Genomic DNA, 19,546 nt, shown 5'->3' on the forward strand with positions numbered 1-19,546 from the left:
GTGAGTACGGCCCCCACCTCCGCCCCGCCGGAGCAGCGACAGCGCCTGACGCTCGACAACGGTCTGCGGGTGCTCCTCGCACCGGACCGGACCAATCCCGTCGTCGGGGTCGCCGTCCACGTCGACGTCGGCTTCCGCAGCGAGCCGCAGGGCCGCACCGGGTTCGCGCACCTGTTCGAGCACCTGATGTTCCAGGGCTCGGAGAGCCTGGAGAAGCTCGCGCACTTCCGGCACGTCCAGGGCTCGGGCGGGGTCTTCAACGGCTCGACCCACCAGGACTACACGGACTACTTCGAGATCCTCCCCGCGGGCGCCCTCGAGCGCGGGCTGTTCCTCGAGGCCGACCGGTTGCGCGCACCGAAGCTCACCGAGGAGAACCTCCACAACCAGATCGACGTGGTGAAGGAGGAGATCCGCCTCAACGTGCTCAACCGGCCCTACGGCGGCTTCCCCTGGATCCTGCTGCCGCCGGTGCTGTACTCGACCTTCGCGAACGCCCACAACGGCTACGGCGACTTCACCGACCTCGAGACCTCGACCCTCGACGACGCCGCGGCCTTCTTCGACGCCTACTACGCGCCGGGCAACGCGGTGCTCACCGTGGTCGGCGACTTCGATCCGGACGACGCCGGGGAGCTCGTCACCCGCCACTTCGGCGACATCCCGGCCCGCCCGGTGCCGGCCCGGCCGTCCTTCGGCGAGCCGGCTCCCGACGGCGAGCGGCTGGAGTCGGTCGTCGACGCGCACGCCCCGCTGCCCGCCCTCGCCATGGGCTACCGGCTCCCCGACCCCGGCACCGACCTCGCCGGGTACCTCGCGCACGCCGTGCTCGGGAGCCTCCTCACCGACGGCGAGGCCGCGCGCCTGACCCAGCGCCTCGTGTACGGCGACGGGCTGGTCACCGACGTGTCCGCCTCGGCCGGCCTCATGGGCGCGCCCCTCGACGCGCGGGACCCCGACACCTTCACCATCACCGCCGTGCACCCCGACACCGTCGACCCCCGCCAGGTGGTCGACGCGGTGGACGCGGAGCTGCTCGTCCTCGGCGAGCGCGGTCCCGACGCCGAGGAGCTCCGCCGGGTCACGGCCCGCTGGGCCGGCGCCCTGCACCGCGAGCAGGACCGGCTGATGAACCGGATGCTCGCCCTCGGCTCGGCGGAGCTCCTCCACGGCCGCGCGGAGCTCTCCGACGAGCTGCCCGGCGCGATCGCCGCGGTGACCCCGGAGGCGGTCGCCGCCGCCGCGAACGCGCTGCGGCCCGACGCGCGCGCCCTGCTCGTCCTCACCCCCGGAGCGTCCGCATGAGCGCTGAGTCCACGGTCGAGCTCCGCTCCGCTGCGTCTCCCCCCACCGCTCCCTCGCCCGCCGAGCGCCGGTCCGCCGAGGAGATCGGCCGGACCCCGGCCGGCCCGCGCGAGCTGCCCCCGCTGCGGCCGCAGCCGCAGGTCCCGGCCCCGGAGGAGACCGACACGGTCCTGACGACGGGTCTGCGCGTCATCGCGGTGCACCGCCCCGGCGTCCCGATGGTCGAGGTCCGGCTGCGCATCCCGTTCTCCGGCGAGGACGCCGCGCGCCCGATGCACGCGGCGATCGCCGAGGTCCTCGCGTCGACGGTGCTCTCCGGGACGACGCGCCGCACCCGGGTCTCGCTCGACGACGACCTCGCGGGCGTCGGGGGCGAGATCGGCTTCTCGGTCGACCCGGAGCGGCTCGCCGCCGCCGGCCACGCGCTCGCGGACGGGCTGCCGACGCTGCTCGACGTCATCGCCGACGTGCTCACCGGGGCCACCTATCCCGACGAGGAGGTCGCCCGCGAGCGCGAGCGCCTCGCCGAGCGGATCCAGGTGGCCTCCGCGCAGCCCTCGGTCATCGCGCGGCGCGCCCTGCAGCGGCACCGCTACGGCGACCACCCGGTGACCCGGGAGATGCCCGAGGTCGCGGACGTGGCCGCCGTGACGCAGGACGACCTGCTCGCCATGCACCGCCGCCAGGTGGTGCCGCGCGGCTCGGTGCTCGTGCTCGTCGGCGACCTCGACCCGACCACCGCCGTGGCCGCCGTCGAGGCGTCGCTGGCGGGGTGGGACACCCCCGGGGAGGCCGGCCTCCTGCCGCCGCTGCCCGAGCTGCACGGCTCGGAGCTCCTGCTGGTGGACCGGCCCGGGGCCGTGCAGTCGCAGCTGCGGCTCTCGGCGGCGGCCGTCCCCCGGACCGATCCGCGGTATCCGGCGCTGCAGCTGGCGAACCTGGCGTTCGGCGGCTACTTCTCGTCCCGACTGGTCGAGAACCTGCGCGAGGACAAGGGCTACACCTACCACGCGTCGTCGTCGCTGGAGTTCGACCCGTACGGCGCCGCCCTGCTCGTCGAGACCGACTGCGCCTCCGAGGTGACCGCGCCCGCGCTGCTCGAGATGCGCTACGAGCTGGGTCGGGTTGCGGTCGTCCCGCCGAGCGCGGCGGAGCTCGAGTCGGCGCGTCGCTACGCCATCGGGTCGCTGCTGATCTCGATGAACACCCAGGCCGGCCTGGCGTCGACGCTGGCGGGGCTCGCGGGCGTCGGGCTCGACCCCGCGTGGGTGCGGGAGCACCCGCAGCGCCTGGAGGCCGTGACCCTCGAGCAGGTGCACGCCGCGGCCGCCGAGTTCCTCGCCCCCGCGCGCTTCACCGGGGTGGTGGTGGCCGACGCCGCCACCTCGGCGGAGTCGTTGCGTGCTCTCGGTGGTATCAGGGTCCCGTGACCACTGCACCCACCGCGGGCCCGGACATGCGGGCGGCCTTCCACCTGGACTCCCTGCCCCGGCTCTCGCGTTCGACGGTCGACCGCCGGGAGCAGGTCCGCGACGACCCGGAGCACGTGGAGTCGACCTGGCCGCTCGCCCGCGTCGTGCGCGTCGACCCGCAGGGCCGGACCCCGGTGGAGGAGCAGCCCGACGGGTCCCTGCGCGTCGTCGACGTCCCGTCCCGCCAGTTCGGCGCGACGATTCCCGACGGTGCGGTGCTGCTCGGCGAGGAGGACGGCACCGTCTACTGGGGCGTGCGGGTGCCGGACGCCGACGCCTCGAACGACGCCGGGTCCGGGTTCTCCTCGACCGAGCGGTGGCGGGACCTGCGGATCTCCGGCGGCGACCTCGATGCGCACTCCGCGGGTCTGCTCACGACGGCCGTGGCCCTGCTGTCGTGGCAGGAGCGCGCCCGCTTCTGCACCCGCGACGGCTCGCCCATGCGCGCGATCAAGGCCGGCTGGGCGCAGCTCTGCGAGGCGCACGACCACGAGGAGTACCCCCGCACCGATCCGTCGATGATCTGCCTCGTGCACGACGGCGCCGACCGGGTGCTCCTCGCCCGCCAGCCGATCTGGCCCGAGGGCCGGTACTCGGTGCTCGCCGGGTTCGTCGAGGCCGGGGAGTCGCTGGAGGCGTGCGTGGCCCGGGAGTGCGCCGAGGAGGTCGGTGTCACCGTCTCGACCATCACCTACCTCGGGTCGCAGCCCTGGCCGTTCCCGCGCTCGCTGATGATCGGCTTCTCCGCGGTCGCCGACCCGGAGGAGACGCTGCGCCTGCAGGAGGGCGAGATCGAGAACGCCCGCTGGGTCACCCGCACGGAGCTCCGCGAGGCGCTCGAGGCCGGCGACTGGATGACCCGCGAGGGCGACGGTCCGAAGGGCGCCCACGGGGTGGGCGGTACCGCCTTCGAGGCCGGCGACGACCGCGAGCTGATCCTCCCGGGCGGGGTGTCGATCGCCCGCGCGATGTTGGAGGCGTGGGCGGCTGCGGGCTGACCGTCCCCTCTCCCTGGCAGGAAAGCGTCGTTGCTGTCACCCGGTGACAGCAACGACGCTTTCCTGCCACGAGGGAACGTCCGTCAGCGTGCCGCGTACACCGTGTCGGCCGCCTTGACGGTGCGGATCACCGGTTCGGACTCGACGGCCGTGACGCCGGGCAGACCGGCCACGGACATCGTCAGGTACCGGTAGAAGGCGGCCGGTCCCGCGCTCGCGACCGATGCGTAGACGTTCGTCCGGCCGGTCGTCGCCGCGGCGAACGGCACCTCCGGGTGGGCCGCCAGCGCCCGGCCGACCTCGTCGAGGTGCTGCGGGAGCACGGTGAGGTGCAGCATCGTGCGCATCGGCTGCTCGTGGACGGTGGGCGACACGTCGACGTCGAGGTAGAGCACCCCGCCGGCCCGGAGGTCGGTGAGCCGTCGTCGCACGGTGGACGCCGACGTGCCGCAGGACCGGGCGACGTCCTCCACCGGCGCACGGCCGTCGACCCGGAGCAGGCGCAGGATGCGCCGGTCGAGGTCGTCGAGCGTCGGCGCCGCACCCGGCGTCGGGACCGCGACCGCGAGCGCGGCGACCTGCTCCGGCGAGAGCGGCCCGACCTTCGCGTACGGCTCGCGCGCCCCGCCGTAGAACACGTGCAGCACCTGCTGGGCGCTCACGTCGAGGATGCGGGGCGTCCGGGGGAGCCGGCCGAGCAGCAGGTCGCCGGCGGCCGTGGTGTCGGTGGCGCGCAGGGAGCACGTGATCTCGGTGCCGCCGGAGGTGAGGCTGACCCACGAGGTGTCCGGGCGCCGGGCCAGCGCGTCCGCGATCTCGCCGGCCGCGTCCGGGGCGCAGCGGGCCCGGACCATCCACTGGTCCTCCCCGAGGAGCACCGGGTCGCTCGCGCCGATCACGCGGAGCGCCTGGACGGAGCGCAGCCGGGCGTACCGCCGCGCCACCGTCTGGTCGGAGACCCCCAGGACCTCGGCGACCCGTCGGAAGGGTGCCCGGCCGTCGATCTGCAGCGCCTGGATGAGCGCGCGGTCCGTCCCGTCGAGTTCCACCGTCACGAGCCTCGCAGATGTCGACGACCGCCGGAAGTGGTCCGTTTCCTCGTCCTCCCTGGCGCGTCGTGTCGACGATCGTCGCGTCGACGACACGCGGTCGTCGCACGGGATCGGAGGAGGACCGACATGCGTCGCTGGTGGCCCCTGGTGGCGATCTGCCTGGGGACGTTCATGCTGCTCGTGGACGTGACGATCGTGAACGTCGCGCTGCCCGCCATGGCCGGGTCGCTGGAGTCGTCGTTCGCCGGCCTGCAGTGGGTGATCGACGGCTATGCGCTGGCCCTCGCCGCGCTGCTCATGGTGACGGGCTCGCTGGCCGACCGCTTCGGGCGGCGCCGCCTCTACCTGGTCGGGCTCGGGGTCTTCGCCGCCGCCTCGCTGGCCTGCGGACTGGCTCCGACGGCGGGCGCCCTCGTCGCCGCCCGCGTGGTCCAGGGTGCGGGCGGTGCGGCGATGTTCGCGACCACCGCCGCCCTCGTCGCGATCACCTACCACGGTCGGGACCGGGGCACGGCCTTCGGCGTGTGGGGCGCGGTGAACGGCCTCGCGGCCGCCTGCGGTCCGCTCGTCGGCGGCGTGCTCACCGAGGTCTGGGGGTGGCGGGCGATCTTCCTGGTCAACCTGCCGGTCGCCGCGCTCGCGGTCGCCCTGACGCTGGCCGTGGTGGCGCGGGACGTCCGCGTCGACGGCGCCACCCGGATCGACCTCGCCGGCGCCGCGGCCTTCACCGCGGCCTCGACCGCTCTCGTCTACGGCCTCATCGAGGCGGGCGCGGTCGGCTGGTCCGCCGTCGGCACGGTCGTCCCGCTGGTCGCCGCCGCCGTGGCGCTCGCGGTGTTCGTCGCGGTCGAGCGGCGCGTCGCGCACCCCGTGCTCGACCTCGCCCTCTTCCGCAACCGGTCGTTCGCCGCGCTCATGGTGGCCGCGGCGGTCCTGTCGGGGGCGGCCTTCGCCCACCTCGCGCTCGTCTCGCTGTGGCTGCAGGAGGTGCTGCGGCTGTCGCCGATCCGGGCCGGCCTCGCGGTGGTCCCGCTGTCGATCGCGTCGTTCGTGGTGTCCGCGGCCGCGGGCCGCCTCCTCCACGGCGGGTCACCCGCCCGTCCGGTGGCCGGCGGACTCGCGCTCATCGGGTTCGGGGTGTTGCTGCTCGGCGTGGTCGACGCCGGCTCGGGCCCGTGGGCGCTCGCACCCGGGCTCGTGGTGTGCGGGCTGGGGGTCGGGCTCGCGACCCCGGTGCTCGTCTCGGCGACCCTCGCGGTCCTGCCGCCCGCGAAGGCCGGGGTGGGCAGCGCGGCGGTGAACACCTTCCGCCAGCTCGGCCTGGCCGTGGGCCTGGCGGTGCTCGGCACCGTGTTCGCCGGGTACGCGAACCCGACCGACCCGGGCGCGCCCGGCTACACCGACGGCCTCGACGCGGTCTTCCTGACGGCGGGTGTGGCTGCCCTGGCAGCGGCCGTGCTCGTCGTGGTGCTCGTGCGCCGGCCGACCTCCGAGCCCGCCGCCGTCGCGTCGGCCGCACCCGGGCCCGCCGCTCCCACCGAGCCGGCCGAGCGAAGGGCCCCTTCGGTCGGATAGGTGGGCCGTGGGCGCCCCTCGCCAAGGACGCCCGGAACACACGAAGGGCCCGTCCGTCGATCTGTTCGACGGACGGGGCCCCTTCGTTCGGAGCGCGGCGGGATCAGGCGCCCGACGCGGCCTCGGCCTTGGCGAGGGCGGTCTTCACCTCGGCGAAGCTCGGGTTCGTGGCGGCCGACCCGTCGGGGTAGACCACCGTCGGGACCGTGCGGTTGCCGCCGTTGATCCGGGTGACGATCTCCGCGGCGTCCGGGGTGCGCTCGATGTCGACCTCGGAGTAGCCGATCCCCTCGCGGTCCAGCTGGCTCTTCAGCCGCCGGCAGAAGCCGCACCAGCTGGTCGTGTACATCGTCATCTGCGCCATGTGAGGCACAACGCAGACGGGCGCGTCAGGCTTCCACGTGTCCGAAGCGGTGACGGGTCACACTCACGGCCTGCTCGCGGAGCACGGTGAGCAGCTCCCGGCGGCCGTCGGCGAGCACCGGGCCCTCCACGAGCGTCGCGCCCACCTCGCCCGCCCGTCGGCGCAGGGCCTCCGTCGCCGTGCCCACCATCCGCAGCCGCTCGCCGGGCTCCGGGACGACCTCCGGCGTCGCGTCGGCGACCGGCACCCCGGCGCACGCGCCGGCCAGCCGGAGCCGCACGACGTCCCGGTCCGCGGCGTCCGCGCCCACGACCACCCGCAGGGCCGGCAGCGCCCGGTACCGGAAGACGTTGGCCTCGGCGGCGATGCCGGTCGGGTCGTGCTCCACCCCGAACTCCGTGCGCCACCAGGACGCGTCCGATCCCGCCGCCGCGCGCAGCCACGCCAGGTCCTCCGGCGGGACCGACGACGCCACCGACGCGAGCAGCTCCGCGGCCTCCCGGCCCAGCGGGGCGCCGGGCAGGTCGGCCGGGTCGGTCCACACCCCGAACTGCGTGACGTAGTTCGGGCCACCCGGCTTGGCACCCGGTCCCACCACCGAGCCCTTCCAGCCCCCGAACGACTGGCGCTGCACGATCGCGCCGGTGATGTGCCGGTTGACGTAGGCGTTGCCGACCTCGACCCGCTCCATCCAGCGGTCGATCTCGTCCCGGTCGAGCGAGTGCAGGCCCCCGGTGAGCCCGAAACCGGTCGCGTTCTGCCACGCGATCGCCTCGTCCAGCGACCCGGCCGCCATCAGCCCGAGGACCGGGCCGAAGCACTCGGTGCGGTGGAACCACGAGCCGGGCGCCACACCCTCACGCACCCCTGGAGTCCACTGCCCGTCACCCGCCCGGCGCGGCTCGACCAGCCACGACTCGCCGTCCTCCAGCGCTGTCAACGCGCGCTCCAGCTTCGGGGAGAGCTCGCCCACCAGGGGACCCATCGTCGACGACAGGTCGGTGCCCGGGCCCACCCGCAGCGTCCGGACCGCGTCGACGAGCTGCCGGCGGAACCGGCGCCCGACCTTCGAGCGTGGATCGCCCACCGGGCCGACCAGGATCGCGAGCGACGCCGCCGAGCACTTCTGGCCCGCGTGCCCGAACGCGGAGCGCAGGAGGTCGGCCACGGCGAGGTCGGGGTCGGCCGCCGGGGTGATCACCAGGGCGTTCTTGCCGCTGGTCTCGGCGAGCACCTCGAGGTCGGGGCGCCACGACCGGAACAGCGCCGCGGTCTCGCTCGCGCCGGTGAGCACGACCCGGTCGACGGCCGGATGCGTGATCAGCCGCCGACCGGCGTCGGCCTCGTCGGTGTGGACCAGCTGCAGCGCGTCGGCCGGGATCCCGGCCCGGTGCAGCGCCGCCACCCCGACCTCCGCGCAGGCCCGGACCTGCGGCGCGGGCTTGATGACGACGGCGGCCCCCGCGGCCAGCGCCGCGAGACAGCCGCCGAGCGGGATGGCGACCGGGAAGTTCCACGGCGGCGTCACGACCACGACCCGGTCCGGCGTGAACCGCGCGGGGTCGAGCTCCTCGGCGCGGTCGGCGTAGTAGGCCGCGAAGTCGACGGCCTCGGAGATCTCGGGGTCCGCCTCGGCGACCGTCTTGTCCGCCTCGTGGACCATCGTCGTGAGCAGCTCGGTGCGCGCCGCGGCCAGGGCCCGGGCGGCCTCGCGCAGCAGGCCCGCCCGCGCGGCCGGGTCCACCGCGCGCCACGTCGAGGCGGCCGCGCGCTCCACCACGGCGTCCACCGCCGCCGGGTCGGTCAGCTCCGGCGCACCGACGACGGCGGGCGCCGCCGCCACCGCCCGCCGGGCCCAGTCGCGGTTCGCGCCGAGCGAAGGGTCGGTGTCGGGCTCGTTCCGGAACCGCTCCGGGAACGGCCCCACCACCTCGGTCGACCGGTCCTGCGTGCGGCGGGGGCCGTCCGCGACCGTGTCGCGCTCGGCCACCGACGCCCGGAAGCGGTCGAGGTAGGACCCCGGGCCCTCCTCCGAGAACATCGCGTACAGGTAGTTCTCCCGCCCGGCGTTCTCCTCGAGCCGGCGCACCAGGTAGCTCACCGCGGCGTCGAAGTCCTCGGCGTGGACGACCGGCGTGTAGAGCACCAGCCCCGAGTCGGGGAGGTCCGCGGCCACCGCGCGGGCCTGGGCCGGCGCCATGCCCTGCAGCATCTCGACGTCCATCTGGTGGGCGACGCCGCGCGCGGCGGCCAGCTCGACCGCCAGGGCCACGTGGTGCAGGTGGTGGCTCGCCACCCCGATCCGCAGGGCGTCGGCGTGCTCCGGGCGCAGCGCGTGGTCGAGCAGCCGGACGTAGTTGGCGTCGACCTCGGCCTTCGTCGCGTAGGGCGCCTGCGGCCAGTCGTGCAGGGCCGCGTCGACCCGCTCCATCGCCAGGTTCGCGCCCTTGACCAGCCGGACCTTCACCGGCGCGCCGCCCGCGTCGACCCGTCGTCGGGCGAAGGCGGCGAGGTGCTCCAGGGCGCCCACCGAGTCGGGCAGGTAGGCCTGCAGGACGATGCCCGCGGAGTACCCCCGCAGCGACGGCCGGTCGAGCAGGGCGGTGAACAGCGCGACCGTGAGGTCGAGGTCCTTGTACTCCTCCATGTCGAGGTTCACGAACACCCCGTGGTCCCGCGCGGCCTCGAAGAGCGGCGTCAGGCGGCGGACGAGCCGGTCCCGGCTGCCCTCGAGGTCCCACGGCACGAGCTGGCTCGCCACCGAGGAGGCCTTCACCGACACGTAGTCGACGTCCTCCCGGCGGATCAGCCCGAGGGTGCGCTCCAGCCGGCGGTCCGCCTCGTCCTCACCGAGCACGGCCTCCCCGAGCAGGTTGAGGTTGAGCCGGAACCCCTCCGTGCGTGCGGCCGAGAGCCGGCGACCGAGGGCCCGCCCGGACGCGTCGACCACGAGGTGCCCGACCAGCTGCTGCAGCCGACGGCGCGCGAGGGGGACGACCAGCCGCGGCAGCCGCGGGGCGAGCGCTGCACCCGCCCGCAGCATCAGCCGGTCCAGGGCGGTGGCGAAGCCCGGCAGCGTGGCGCCCCGACCGGCGATCCGGGCCAGCTCGCGGGCCGCCACGGTGTCGTCCTCGGGACGCGCCACCCGGTCCACGAAGTGCATCGCGAAGTCGACGCCCGCCGGATCGTGCACGAGCGAGGCGAGCCGACGCGTGGCGGCGTCGTGCCCGGCGTCGTCGCTCGCCTCCGCCCACCGGGCCGCCCGTCCCACGGCCCGCTCGACCAGGGCCTCGTCGAGACCCGCAACCGCGGTCGAGCTCCGCTGCGCTGCGTCTCCTGCGACCACCGTCTGCTCGCTCATGACCCCCAGCGTGCACCCGGCGTCCGACACTCTTCTTGTCCGAATCCGGCGACCCCGCCGTCGGGACCCGCCAACGAGGATGGGACGCGTGGACCTGCCCGCCGACGCCCTCGTCGCGCTCTTCGCCGAACTCACCGGCGTGATGTTCTGTGCGAAGGACGCGCAGGGCCGCTACACCGAGGTGAACGACGCCTTCGTCCGGCGCACCAACCAGCGCGACCGGTCCGCCGTGGTGGGACGGCGTGCGGGGGAGCTGTTCGTCCCGGCCCTCGCCGAGCGCTACGAGGAGCAGGACGCGCGGGTGCTGGGCGAGGGCCGCACGCTGCGCCACGAGCTGGAACTGATCCGCCGCGAGGGCGGCGTGCCCGGCTGGTACCTCACGACGAAGGTGCCGGTGCGCGCGGACGGGCGCGTGCTCGGCGTCGTGAGCGTGTCCGAGGACCTGCGGTCGGCCGACGAGACCGACCCCGCGATGCCCGCCCTCGCCCGGGTCGTCGACCTCGTGGCCGCCCGGCTCGACGACCCGCCCCGCGTCGAGGAGATGGCGACCACCGCCGGGATGTCGACCTCCGCGCTGGAGCGGCGGATGCGCGCGGTGTTCGGGCTCGCCCCGACCCAGTTCGTGCTCCGGGCCCGGATCGACCGTGCCCGGTCCCTGCTCACCACCACCGACCTCCCGCTGGCCGAGGTGGCGCTGGCCTGCGGGTTCTACGACCAGCCGGCCTTCACCCGCCAGTTCGCCCGCCTCGCGGGGGAGACGCCGGGCCAGTTCCGCCGCCGGGCCCGCTGACGGAGCGGGCCCGCCACGGGATGCCGGCGACGACGCTTCCCTGCCACGGGAGGGCCGGTCGGGCCCCACGCCGTCGGGCCCGTGAGAGACGATGACGGGCGTGGCGGCGGACCGGAGTGCGACCGACGGACTGGACCCCGAGCAGCGGGCGGCGGTCGTCGCCCCGCGCGGGCCGGTCTGCGTGCTCGCGGGGGCCGGCACCGGCAAGACCCGCACGATCACCCGCCGGATCGCCCACCTCGCGCGCACCGAGCAGGTCCGCCCCGGTCAGGTCCTCGCCGTCACGTTCACGGCGCGCGCGGCGGGGGAGATGCGCACCCGGCTGCGGGACCTCGGCGTCGGCGGGGTGCAGGCGCGCACCTTCCACGCCGCGGCGCTGCGTCAGCTGCGCTACTTCTGGCCGCGCGCGGTCGGGGGCGAGGCGTGGCCGCTGCTGGACAACAAGATGCGGTTCGTCGGGCAGGCCGCCCAGCGCGCCGGGGCCGCCACGAACCGGGAGTCGCTGCGCGACCTCGCCAGCGAGATCGAGTGGTCGAAGGCCTGTCTCGTGGCGCCCGACCGCTACGTCGAGGCCGTGACGAAGGCCCAGCGCGACACCCCGGCCCCCGCGGACCAGGTCGCGCAGGTCTACACGGCCTACGAGCAGTACAAGAACCGCGCGGAGCAGCTCGACTTCGAGGACCTCCTCATCCACACGGCGGGCGCGCTGGAGGAGACCGCGGAGGTGGCGGACGAGTTCCGCGAACGGTACCGCTGCTTCGTCGTCGACGAGTTCCAGGACGTCACCCCGCTGCAGCACCGTCTGCTCGACGCGTGGCTCGGCGGGCGGGACGACCTGACGGTCGTCGGCGACGCCAACCAGACGATCTACTCCTTCGCGGGGGCCAGCCCGACCTACCTGCTCGACTTCCCCCGCCGGCACCCCGAGGCCGAGGTGGTCCGCCTCGTGCGCGACTACCGGTCGACCCCGCAGGTCGTCGCGGCCGCGAACACCGTCATCGGCGCCGCCCGGGGCCGTGCCGCGGGCAGCCGGCTGCGGCTCGAGGGCCAGCGCCCGCCCGGCCCCGCGCCGGACTTCTCCGAGCACGACGACGAGCCGGCCGAGGCCACCGCCGTCGCGGAACGGATCCGCGGCCTCATCGACGACGGGGTGCCCCCGGCGGAGATCGCGGTGCTCTTCCGCATCAACGCCCAGTCCGAGGTCTACGAGCAGGCGCTCTCCGATCTCGGCATCGCCTACCAGGTGCGCGGCGGGGAGCGGTTCTTCCAGCGCACCGAGGTGAAGAACGCGATCGCGGCCCTGCGCACCCTGGGCGGTCGGCTCGAGGGCGGGCCGGACGCCGTCGTCGGCGCCGACGTCGTCACCACCGTGCGCGCGGCGCTGGGCGAGCAGGGCCTCACCGACACCCCGCCCGCCGGCAGCGCCTCCGACGGCGCGCAGCGCCAGCGCTGGGAGTCCCTGCGCGCCCTCGCGGAGCTCGCAGGAGACCTCGTCGAGGCGCTCCCCGAGGCCACCTTCGGCTCCTTCCTCGCCGAGCTGTCGACCCGGATGCAGGCCCAGCACCCGCCGACGGTGCAGGGGGTGACGCTCGCGTCCCTGCACGCCGCCAAGGGGCTGGAGTGGGACGCGGTGTTCCTCGTCGGGCTCGTCGACGGCACGCTCCCGATCCAGCACGCCGACGGCGACGACGAGGCGGTGGAGGAGGAGCGGCGCCTGCTCTACGTCGGGGTGACCCGCGCCCGCGTGCACCTGCACATCTCCTGGGCGCTCGCGCGCCAGTCCGGGGGCCGTCGCTCGCGGCGCCGGAGCCGGTTCCTCTACGGGCTGGTGCCCGAGGACCACCCGGCGGCCCGGAAGCCCGGCAGCGGGATCGACGGCGGGCCGAAGGCCAAGGCGGCGCGGGCGGCGTGCCGGATCTGCGGGAAGACGCTCGCCGACGCCGGGGCCCAGAAGATCGGCCGCTGCACCGACCACCCGTCCGACGTCGACGTCGAGCTGCTGGACGCGCTGCGCACCTGGCGGTCGAACGAGGCCAAGCAGCGGTCCGTCCCGGCGTACGTGGTGTTCACCGACGCCACGCTGGTCGCGCTCGCCGAGCAACGCCCCCAGGACACGAAGGGCCTGGTCACGATCCCGGGGATCGGGGCGTCGAAGCTCGAGCGCTACGGCGAGGACGTGCTCACGATGGTCCGCGAGCACGCGGGCTGAACTTTCTCCGGTTAATTCCGTTGCGGCCTCCGTCGGGAGGCCCCTAGGTTCGACAGCACTCCGGCGCAGCACGTGCCGGGGCGAGACGAGGGGGTGTGTTCCGTGAAGAAGTCGATGACGGGCGCGCCCGTCTCCGCTGCCGTCGCCGTTCCGGCGACGGCACACGTCTGCCGGTGGGACCGCGTGGCGGTCGGGGCGCAGTTGGTGCGCACCCGCGCGTTCGCGGCCGTGCCGACGGGTCCGGTGAGCACGCGGGAGATCCCGATGTCGGGTCTCCCGGGCTCCCGCCCGGTCGGCTCATCCCACCCGCAGCGTCACGTCGATCTCGCCCCGCAGCGTCCGCGCCCGAGCGGTGGTCGGTCCCAGGACTGACCCACCTCGCTCCCAGGCCGCGGACCCACTCCGGTTCCGCGGCCTTCGTCGTCCTGGCATGGACGACGACTCCCGCGGCCCGGGTGCCCGAACACCCGCCGTTGGAGGACCGACCCGTGTTCCCCGTGCCCACCGCCCCCGACCGACGCCCGTCGGTCTCCCTGCCCTGCCGCACGGAGCCCGACGACCTGTGGTTCTCCGACAACCCCGCCGAGCTCGAGCAGGCCAAGGTGCTCTGCGCGGCGTGCCCGATCCGACGGTCGTGCCTCACCGGCGCCCTCGAGCGCCGGGAGTTCGCCGGCGTGTGGGGCGGCGAGATCCTCGACCGCGGCGCCGTGATCGCCCGCAAGCGCCCGCGGGGGCGGCCGTCCAAGGCCGCCCTGGCGCGGGACGCCGAGATCGCGGCCGCCCGGGCGGCCGCCGGCGTGGCGTGACGCCCCCGGCACCGTCCCGCGTGAGGGGACCCCTCGAGCCATGAGAGCGCCCGAGGGTTCCCCTCACGCCTGCGGGGTGACGCCTCAGACGTCGAAGCCGGGCTGCCACTCCCGGAAGATCGACCGCAGCCCGATCTCGGCGTCGAGCTGGCAGAGCACCGCCACCGACGCGAGCGTCACGCGGTGGATCAGCAGGTACTGCGGCGGCAGGTTCAGCCCGCGGCCGGTCTCGAACTCCGGACGGCGGAGGTCGCCGAGCCGCTCGGCCTGCCCGCGGATCCACTCGCGCGTGAAGTGGAACTTCTCGGTGCGCAGCGGGTCGACCAGCGGCCCGAGGTAGGCCATGGCCCGCTCCGGGGTCATGTCGGTGTCGGGCAGCACGAAGTTCAGGTCGCGCATCAGCTCGAGCAGCTCGTCGGCCCGGTCCTCGACCGACAGCGCGAGCATGTGCCCGAGCTCGTGCGGCAGCCCGTCGGGCAGCCGCGCCACGGCGCCGAAGTCGATGACGCAGAGCCGGCCGTCCGGCAGCACCTGGAAGTTCCCGGGGTGCGGATCGGCGTGCAGCATCCCCACCCGGGCCGGGGCGGAGAAGTGGAACGTGGAGAGCAGGTTGCCGACGCGGTCGCGCTCCTCGGGCTCCGCGGACCGGATGATCGCCGACAGCGGCGTGCCGGTGATCCACTCCGAGACCATCGCCTTCGGGGCGGAGGCGACGACCCGGGGCACCACCACGTGCTCGTCGCCCTCGAAGGCGGCGGCGAAGGCGCGCTGCGCGTCGGCCTCGTCGCGGTAGTCGAGCTCCTCGGCCATCCGGTCGCGCAGCTCCTGGAGGAGCGGCTTGATCTCCATGCCGGGCACCATCGGCTGGATGACGCGGGCGAAGCGCTGCAGCTGGCGCAGGTCGGCCATCACGGCCTCCTCCGCGCCCGGGTACTGCACCTTCACCGCGACCTCGCGGCCGTCCCCCCACACGGCGCGGTGGACCTGCCCGATGCTCGCCGAGGCGGCGGGGGTGTCGTCGAACTCCTGGAAGCGCTCGCGCCAGCCGCGGCCGAACTGCTCCGCGAGCACCCGGTGGGTCCGGGCCGTGGGCATCGGGGGAGCGGCGGTCTGCAGCCGGGTCAGGGCCTCGCGGTAGGGCTCGGCCAGCTCCGGGGGCACGGCGGCCTCGAACACCGACAGCGCCTGCCCGAACTTCATCGCGCCGCCCTTGAGCTCGCCGAGCACGGCGAAGAGCTGCTCGGCGCCCTTGCGCGCCACGTCGGCGGAGATCTCGCCGGCGTCGCCGCCCGCGAGTCGGCGGCCCCAGCCCGCGGCCGTGCGGGAGGCGAATCCGAGCGGCAGCGACGCCAGGCGCGCGGAGCGTTGGACCGTGCGGCGCGGGATGTCATCGGACACGCCCCCGATTCTCCCCCGCCCGCACGCCGGGGGCGCGCGGAGGTGGGCCGCCACACGGACAGGCGGGATGCGCCGGACGCGGACGACGGCGCATCGACCCGGCCGCCACGTCGATCTCGTCCGCGGCCCCGAGCAGCCCCGACCGTCCCTGCAGGAACGCCAGGACCGCCCCGGTCACCAGTCCCGCGAGCGCCGTCGCCGTGTGGACGCCGACGCCGACCGCGGCGGTTGCGGACACCGGGGCGCCGCCGTCGGCCCGGTGATGGGACACGCAGCGCAGGCAGGACGTCCGCCCCGGCAGGACGAGCGGGCCGACCACGCCGAGGGGGTCGCCCGCCGATACCGCGAGGTGCGGTTGGTGCCGGGCGTGCAGCCGTGCGGTGACCGTGGGGTCGGTGGCCTCGCGACCGATCAGCACGACGAGCTCCGGGCGGCGCCGGGACGGTTCCGCGACCGCGACCCCGGGGTGGGCGCGGGCCACGGCCGACGCGACGGCGAGGACGGTCGGGTGACCGAGGTCACCCGGCTCCAGGCCGGTGCCGAGGTCGTCCGGACCGACGGTCCCGCCCGCCCGGACCGCCACGCGCCCGATCCCAGCTCGCGCGAGCACCGTCGCGACCGCGACCCCGAGGCGTCCGGCGCCGTGCACCCGGACGTAGGCCGCCCGTTGCCGGTCCGCACCCGGTGGGCGCAGGAGACCCGCGTCCGCGAGCTCGGCCAGCAGCGCGGCGGCGTCCTCCGGCCGGGCGCCGCGGGCCACGGCGTCGGCGAGGGGCGGCGTGGTCGGGGCCGGGTCGCCGCCGAGGGCCGTGAGCAGGGCCCGCAGCGGGGGGTCGACGCCGTCGACCTGCCAGCCGGGGTCGTCGCCGAGGCGGGCGGTCGTGGCGTCGTGCCAGCGCGGCACGAGGGCGAGCCGGGGCGGGGGCTGCGAGGGGTCCACATCCCCTTGGACGCACGCCGACGCCGCGCGGATCCGTCTGACTACCGTGGCGGTCGTGGACGAGCCCCAGGTCGTCGTGCGCCGCAGTGCCCGGCGGAAGCGCACGATCAGCGCCCGCCAGGACGGCGACACCCTCGTCGTCTCGATCCCGGCCTCCGCGTCCAAGGCGCAGGAGGAGCGCTGGGTGGCCGAGATGCTGGCGAAGATGCAGCGCTCGCAGGCCCGTCGTCGTCCCGGTCGGGGCGCCGCCGACGGCGACCTGGCCGCCCGCGCCGACGCGCTGGCCCGCGACCACCTCGACCCGGTCGGCCCCGGCGGCCGCTGGCCGCGACCCGTGAGCGTGCGGTGGGTGCCGCCGATGCGGACCCGCTGGGCCTCGTGCACCCCGACCGAGGGCACGATCCGGGTCAGCGAGCGGCTGCGGGACGTGCCCGGCTGGGTGCTCGACCACGTGCTGGTGCACGAGCTCGCGCACCTGCGCGAGTCGGGGCACGGTCCGGCGTTCCGGGCCCTCGAGGCCCGCTACCCCCGCGCGGAGCGGGCGATCGGCTACCTTGAGGGCCTCTCGGACGGGGCCGGGCTCGACATCGGGTCGGAGCCCGACGGCGACGACGAGGACTAGCCCTTCGACCCGGCGTCCGGCCCCTCGGACCCGTCGTCGGGAGCCTGGGTGCCCTTCTCCTGCTCGGCCTTCATCTCCGCCTCGAGACGGGCGATCGGGTCGTCGAGGTCGGCGAAGGAACCCTCGCCGCCCTCCTCGCCGATCTGCGAGCGCCCGCGCACGAAGGCGGCGGGGTCGTCGAGGTCCTCGGCGGTCGGCAGCAGGTCGGGGTGCGCCCAGACCGCGTCGCGGCCGTCGACGTCCCGGGCCTCGCCGAGCAGGCGCCACACCTCGGCCGCGTCGCGCAGGCGCCGGGGCCGCAGCTCCAACCCGACGAGCGTGGCGAAGGTCTGCTCGGCCGGCCCGCCCGACGCACGACGACGGCGCATGCTCTCCCGCAGCGCGTCGGCGCCGGGCAGGCGGTCGCCGATCGCGGCCGCGACGACGTGGTCGACCCAGCCCTCGACGAGCGCCAGCAGCGTCTCCAGGCGGGCGAGGGCCGCCTTCTGGGCCTCGGTGGTCTGCGGCTCGAACAGCCCCGAGGACATGGCCTGCTCGATGGCGGCCGGGTTCGACGGGTCGAGGTCGCGGGCGAGCTCCTCGATGCGGGAGGTGTCGATGGAGATGCCGTGGGCGAACTCCTCGACGGTGGCGAGCAGCCGCTGGCGCAGCCACGGCACGTGCCCGAACAGGCGGTGGTGGGCCGCCTCGCGGGCGGCGAGGAAGACGAGGACCTCCCCGGCGGGCCGGTCGAGGCCCTCGGTGAAGCGGGTGACGGCGTCGGGCAGCAGCGCCGCGGTGCCCTCCGGGCCCAGCGGGAGGCCGACGTCGGAGGAGGTGAGCACCTCGCCCGCGAGCTGCCCGAGGGCGGCGCCGAGCTGCGAGCCGAAGGCCATGCCGCCGACCTGCGAGATCATCCCGAGCATCGGCCCGGCCATCTCGCGGGCCTCCGCGGGGAGGCCCTCCACCCACGCGCCCGCGACGCGCTGGGCCACCGGGTCGCACAGCCGCTGCCAGGTGGGGATGGTGGCGTCCACCCAGTCGTCGGGGGACCACACGGTGACGGTCGAGGCGCCGGAGGGCAGCGTCGTGGCGTCGTCCAGCCAGAGCTCGGCGAGGCGCACGGACTCCACGACCGCGTTCTTCTGCTCCGCGGACGGGGCGCCCTTCACGGTGATCTGCTGGTGCGCCATCTGGGCCGCCAGCTTGTAGTTCACCGGTCCGCTGCCGCCGCCCGGGCCGCCGGAGGCCGAGAGCATCTGACCGAGCTGCGTGAGCATCTGGCCGAGCTGCCCCATGTCGAAGCCGCCCGGACCGCCCGCTCCGCCGCCCAGCGCGCCGAACGGGTTGCCGCCGGCCCCGAAGCCGAAGCCCTGCGGGCCGCCGCCGGAGCCGGACCCGGAGGAGCCCCGCCCGCGCTCGTCGTCGGGGTCGGACGGGCCGCCGAAACCGAAGGGCAGGTCACTCATGGCGACCACGGTACGCGCGACCGGGAGCCCCCGACCCCGCCTCGCGGACCGCACAGCACGCCCACAGCGAACATTCAGGTGCGAGCCCGTATCCCGGCCCCACACGGGCGATCACTACCCTCGCCGCCCGTGACCCGGTTGCGCGCGACGCTGGCCCTGGGCCTCGTGCTCGCCGCGGTGCTGGGACTGACCGGGGCCACGGTGCGGGTGCCGTTCGTCGCCCTCGGCGACGGGCCGACCTTCGACGTCCTCGGCGCGCAGGACGGCCGCACCATCATCGACGTCACGGGGGCGGTGCCGACCTTCCCGACGTCGGGCCAGCTGCGCATGACCACCGTCGCGGTCACCAGTCAGGTGACGCTCTTCGGGGCCGTCGCCATGTGGATCAGCGGCTCGCACGAGGTGGTGCCGCGCGAGCAGGTCTATCCGACGGGGCAGTCGAGCCAGCAGGTCGACGCCGAGAACACGCGCCAGTTCACGCAGTCCGAGGACGACGCCCAGAACGCCGCGCTGCGCTACCTGGGCTACCCCAGCACCGTGCAGGTCGGCGACGTCACGACCCCCGGCCCCTCGGTCGGGCTCCTGCGTCAGGGCGACCGCATCGCCGCGATCGGCGGGCGTCCCGTCACCACCCCGCAGGACGTCGTGGACGCGGTCGGGGCGTCCCGGCCGGGGGCGCCGCTCGTCCTGACGGTGGTGCGGGGCGGGACGACGAGCGACGTCACCGTCACCACCGCGCCCCGTCCCGGGGACGCGACGAAGGGCTACCTCGGCATCACCGCGGCCGCGGTGGTGGACGCCCCGGCCACCATCCGCATCGGTCTGGCCGACGTCGGCGGGCCCTCCGCGGGGCTCATCTTCGCCACCGCGATCGTCGACAAGCTGACCCCGGGCGACCTCACCGGCGGCAAGGACATCGCGGGCACCGGCACGATCGACGCCTCCGGACGGGTCGGCCCGATCGGGGGAATCCGGTTCAAGATGGACGCCGCGCGCGACGACGGGGCGACCGCGTTCCTCGTGCCCGCGGGCAACTGTGCGGAGGCGGTCCGGTCCGCGCCGGCCGGACTGACCCTGGCGCGTGTGTCCGACCTGCGCGAGGGTGTGGCCGCCGTCCGGTCCATCGCGGCCGGGCAGACCCCGCCGACCTGCTGAGAACCGGACGAAGGCGACCACAGGGAACCCACACGATCTCACTAGAGTTGT

At 75.4% G+C, this 19,546-nt stretch carries 15 protein-coding genes; 9 read left to right on the top strand and 6 right to left on the bottom strand.

Going from position 1 to position 19,546, the window contains the following annotated elements; genetic code table 11:
• From BJ983_RS27935 to nudC, 3 genes are read left to right on the top strand one after another with little or no spacing between them, the layout of a single operon-like run.
• Positions 1-1,305, top strand: coding sequence for an insulinase family protein (locus tag BJ983_RS27935; protein WP_179796806.1), 1,305 nt, complete (start codon positions 1-3; stop codon positions 1,303-1,305).
• A complete protein-coding gene (locus BJ983_RS27940; RefSeq protein ID WP_218890506.1) occupies positions 1,302-2,735 on the top strand; it encodes a M16 family metallopeptidase in 1,434 nt (477 codons plus the stop codon). The genes BJ983_RS27935 and BJ983_RS27940 overlap by 4 nt, the downstream gene beginning before the upstream one ends.
• Before the next feature lie 26 nt (positions 2,736-2,761).
• A complete protein-coding gene (gene nudC, locus BJ983_RS27945) occupies positions 2,762-3,775 on the top strand; it encodes an NAD(+) diphosphatase (protein ID WP_179798355.1) in 1,014 nt (337 codons plus the stop codon).
• Positions 3,776-3,858: 83 nt separating this feature from the next.
• Here nudC and BJ983_RS27950 read toward each other — a convergent pair whose 3' ends face one another.
• Positions 3,859-4,824, bottom strand: coding sequence for an Lrp/AsnC family transcriptional regulator (locus tag BJ983_RS27950; protein WP_343054388.1), 966 nt, complete (start codon positions 4,822-4,824; stop codon positions 3,859-3,861).
• Positions 4,825-4,953: 129 nt separating this feature from the next.
• Here BJ983_RS27950 and BJ983_RS27955 point away from each other — a divergent pair, with 129 nt between their 5' ends.
• Positions 4,954-6,402, top strand: a complete 1,449-nt coding sequence (locus BJ983_RS27955) for an MFS transporter (protein WP_179796808.1) — start codon at positions 4,954-4,956, stop codon at positions 6,400-6,402.
• A gap of 103 nt (positions 6,403-6,505) precedes the next feature.
• Here the strand turns inward: BJ983_RS27955 and BJ983_RS27960 are convergent, their stop codons facing one another.
• Both BJ983_RS27960 and BJ983_RS27965 read right to left on the bottom strand, forming a co-directional pair.
• The gene (locus BJ983_RS27960; RefSeq protein WP_179796809.1) at positions 6,506-6,766 is read right to left on the bottom strand and encodes a mycoredoxin; all 261 of its coding nucleotides are present in this window, start codon (positions 6,764-6,766) and stop codon (positions 6,506-6,508) included.
• 25 nt (positions 6,767-6,791) lie between these two features.
• Positions 6,792-10,127: a proline dehydrogenase family protein gene (locus tag BJ983_RS27965; protein ID WP_179796810.1), complete on the bottom strand. Its 3,336-nt coding sequence runs from the start codon at positions 10,125-10,127 to the stop codon at positions 6,792-6,794.
• 79 nt (positions 10,128-10,206) lie between these two features.
• On the opposite strand from BJ983_RS27965, the gene BJ983_RS27970 reads away from it, so the two are divergent.
• The 3 genes from BJ983_RS27970 to BJ983_RS27980 all read left to right on the top strand — a co-directional run bounded on the left by BJ983_RS27970 (position 10,207) and on the right by BJ983_RS27980 (position 13,932).
• On the top strand, positions 10,207-10,917 hold the full coding sequence (locus BJ983_RS27970) for an AraC family transcriptional regulator (RefSeq protein ID WP_179796811.1): 711 nt from the start codon (positions 10,207-10,209) through the stop codon (positions 10,915-10,917).
• A gap of 91 nt (positions 10,918-11,008) precedes the next feature.
• Positions 11,009-13,126: an ATP-dependent DNA helicase UvrD2 gene (locus BJ983_RS27975; RefSeq protein ID WP_179796812.1), complete on the top strand. Its 2,118-nt coding sequence runs from the start codon at positions 11,009-11,011 to the stop codon at positions 13,124-13,126.
• A gap of 488 nt (positions 13,127-13,614) precedes the next feature.
• A complete protein-coding gene (locus BJ983_RS27980; protein WP_179796813.1) occupies positions 13,615-13,932 on the top strand; it encodes a WhiB family transcriptional regulator in 318 nt (105 codons plus the stop codon).
• A gap of 84 nt (positions 13,933-14,016) precedes the next feature.
• Here the strand turns inward: BJ983_RS27980 and BJ983_RS27985 are convergent, their stop codons facing one another.
• Positions 14,017-15,330 (bottom strand): AarF/UbiB family protein, encoded by a 1,314-nt coding sequence (locus BJ983_RS27985; protein ID WP_179796814.1) that lies wholly within the window; start codon positions 15,328-15,330, stop codon positions 14,017-14,019.
• On the bottom strand, positions 15,320-16,270 hold the full coding sequence (locus tag BJ983_RS27990) for a ThiF family adenylyltransferase (RefSeq protein WP_179796815.1): 951 nt from the start codon (positions 16,268-16,270) through the stop codon (positions 15,320-15,322). Before BJ983_RS27990 ends, BJ983_RS27985 begins: the two co-directional genes overlap by 11 nt.
• A gap of 55 nt (positions 16,271-16,325) precedes the next feature.
• On the opposite strand from BJ983_RS27990, the gene BJ983_RS27995 reads away from it, so the two are divergent.
• The gene (locus tag BJ983_RS27995) at positions 16,326-16,892 is read left to right on the top strand and encodes a YgjP-like metallopeptidase domain-containing protein (RefSeq protein WP_179796816.1); all 567 of its coding nucleotides are present in this window, start codon (positions 16,326-16,328) and stop codon (positions 16,890-16,892) included.
• Here the strand turns inward: BJ983_RS27995 and BJ983_RS28000 are convergent.
• On the bottom strand, positions 16,889-18,340 hold the full coding sequence (locus tag BJ983_RS28000; RefSeq protein WP_179796817.1) for a zinc-dependent metalloprotease: 1,452 nt from the start codon (positions 18,338-18,340) through the stop codon (positions 16,889-16,891). The genes BJ983_RS27995 and BJ983_RS28000 overlap by 4 nt on opposite strands.
• Before the next feature lie 129 nt (positions 18,341-18,469).
• On the opposite strand from BJ983_RS28000, the gene BJ983_RS28005 reads away from it, so the two are divergent.
• Positions 18,470-19,495, top strand: coding sequence for a PDZ domain-containing protein (locus BJ983_RS28005; protein WP_179796818.1), 1,026 nt, complete (start codon positions 18,470-18,472; stop codon positions 19,493-19,495).
• Positions 19,496-19,546 lie beyond the last annotated feature (51 nt).

Source organism: Actinomycetospora corticicola (assembly GCF_013409505.1).
GTDB classification, from domain to species: domain Bacteria; phylum Actinomycetota; class Actinomycetes; order Mycobacteriales; family Pseudonocardiaceae; genus Actinomycetospora; species Actinomycetospora corticicola.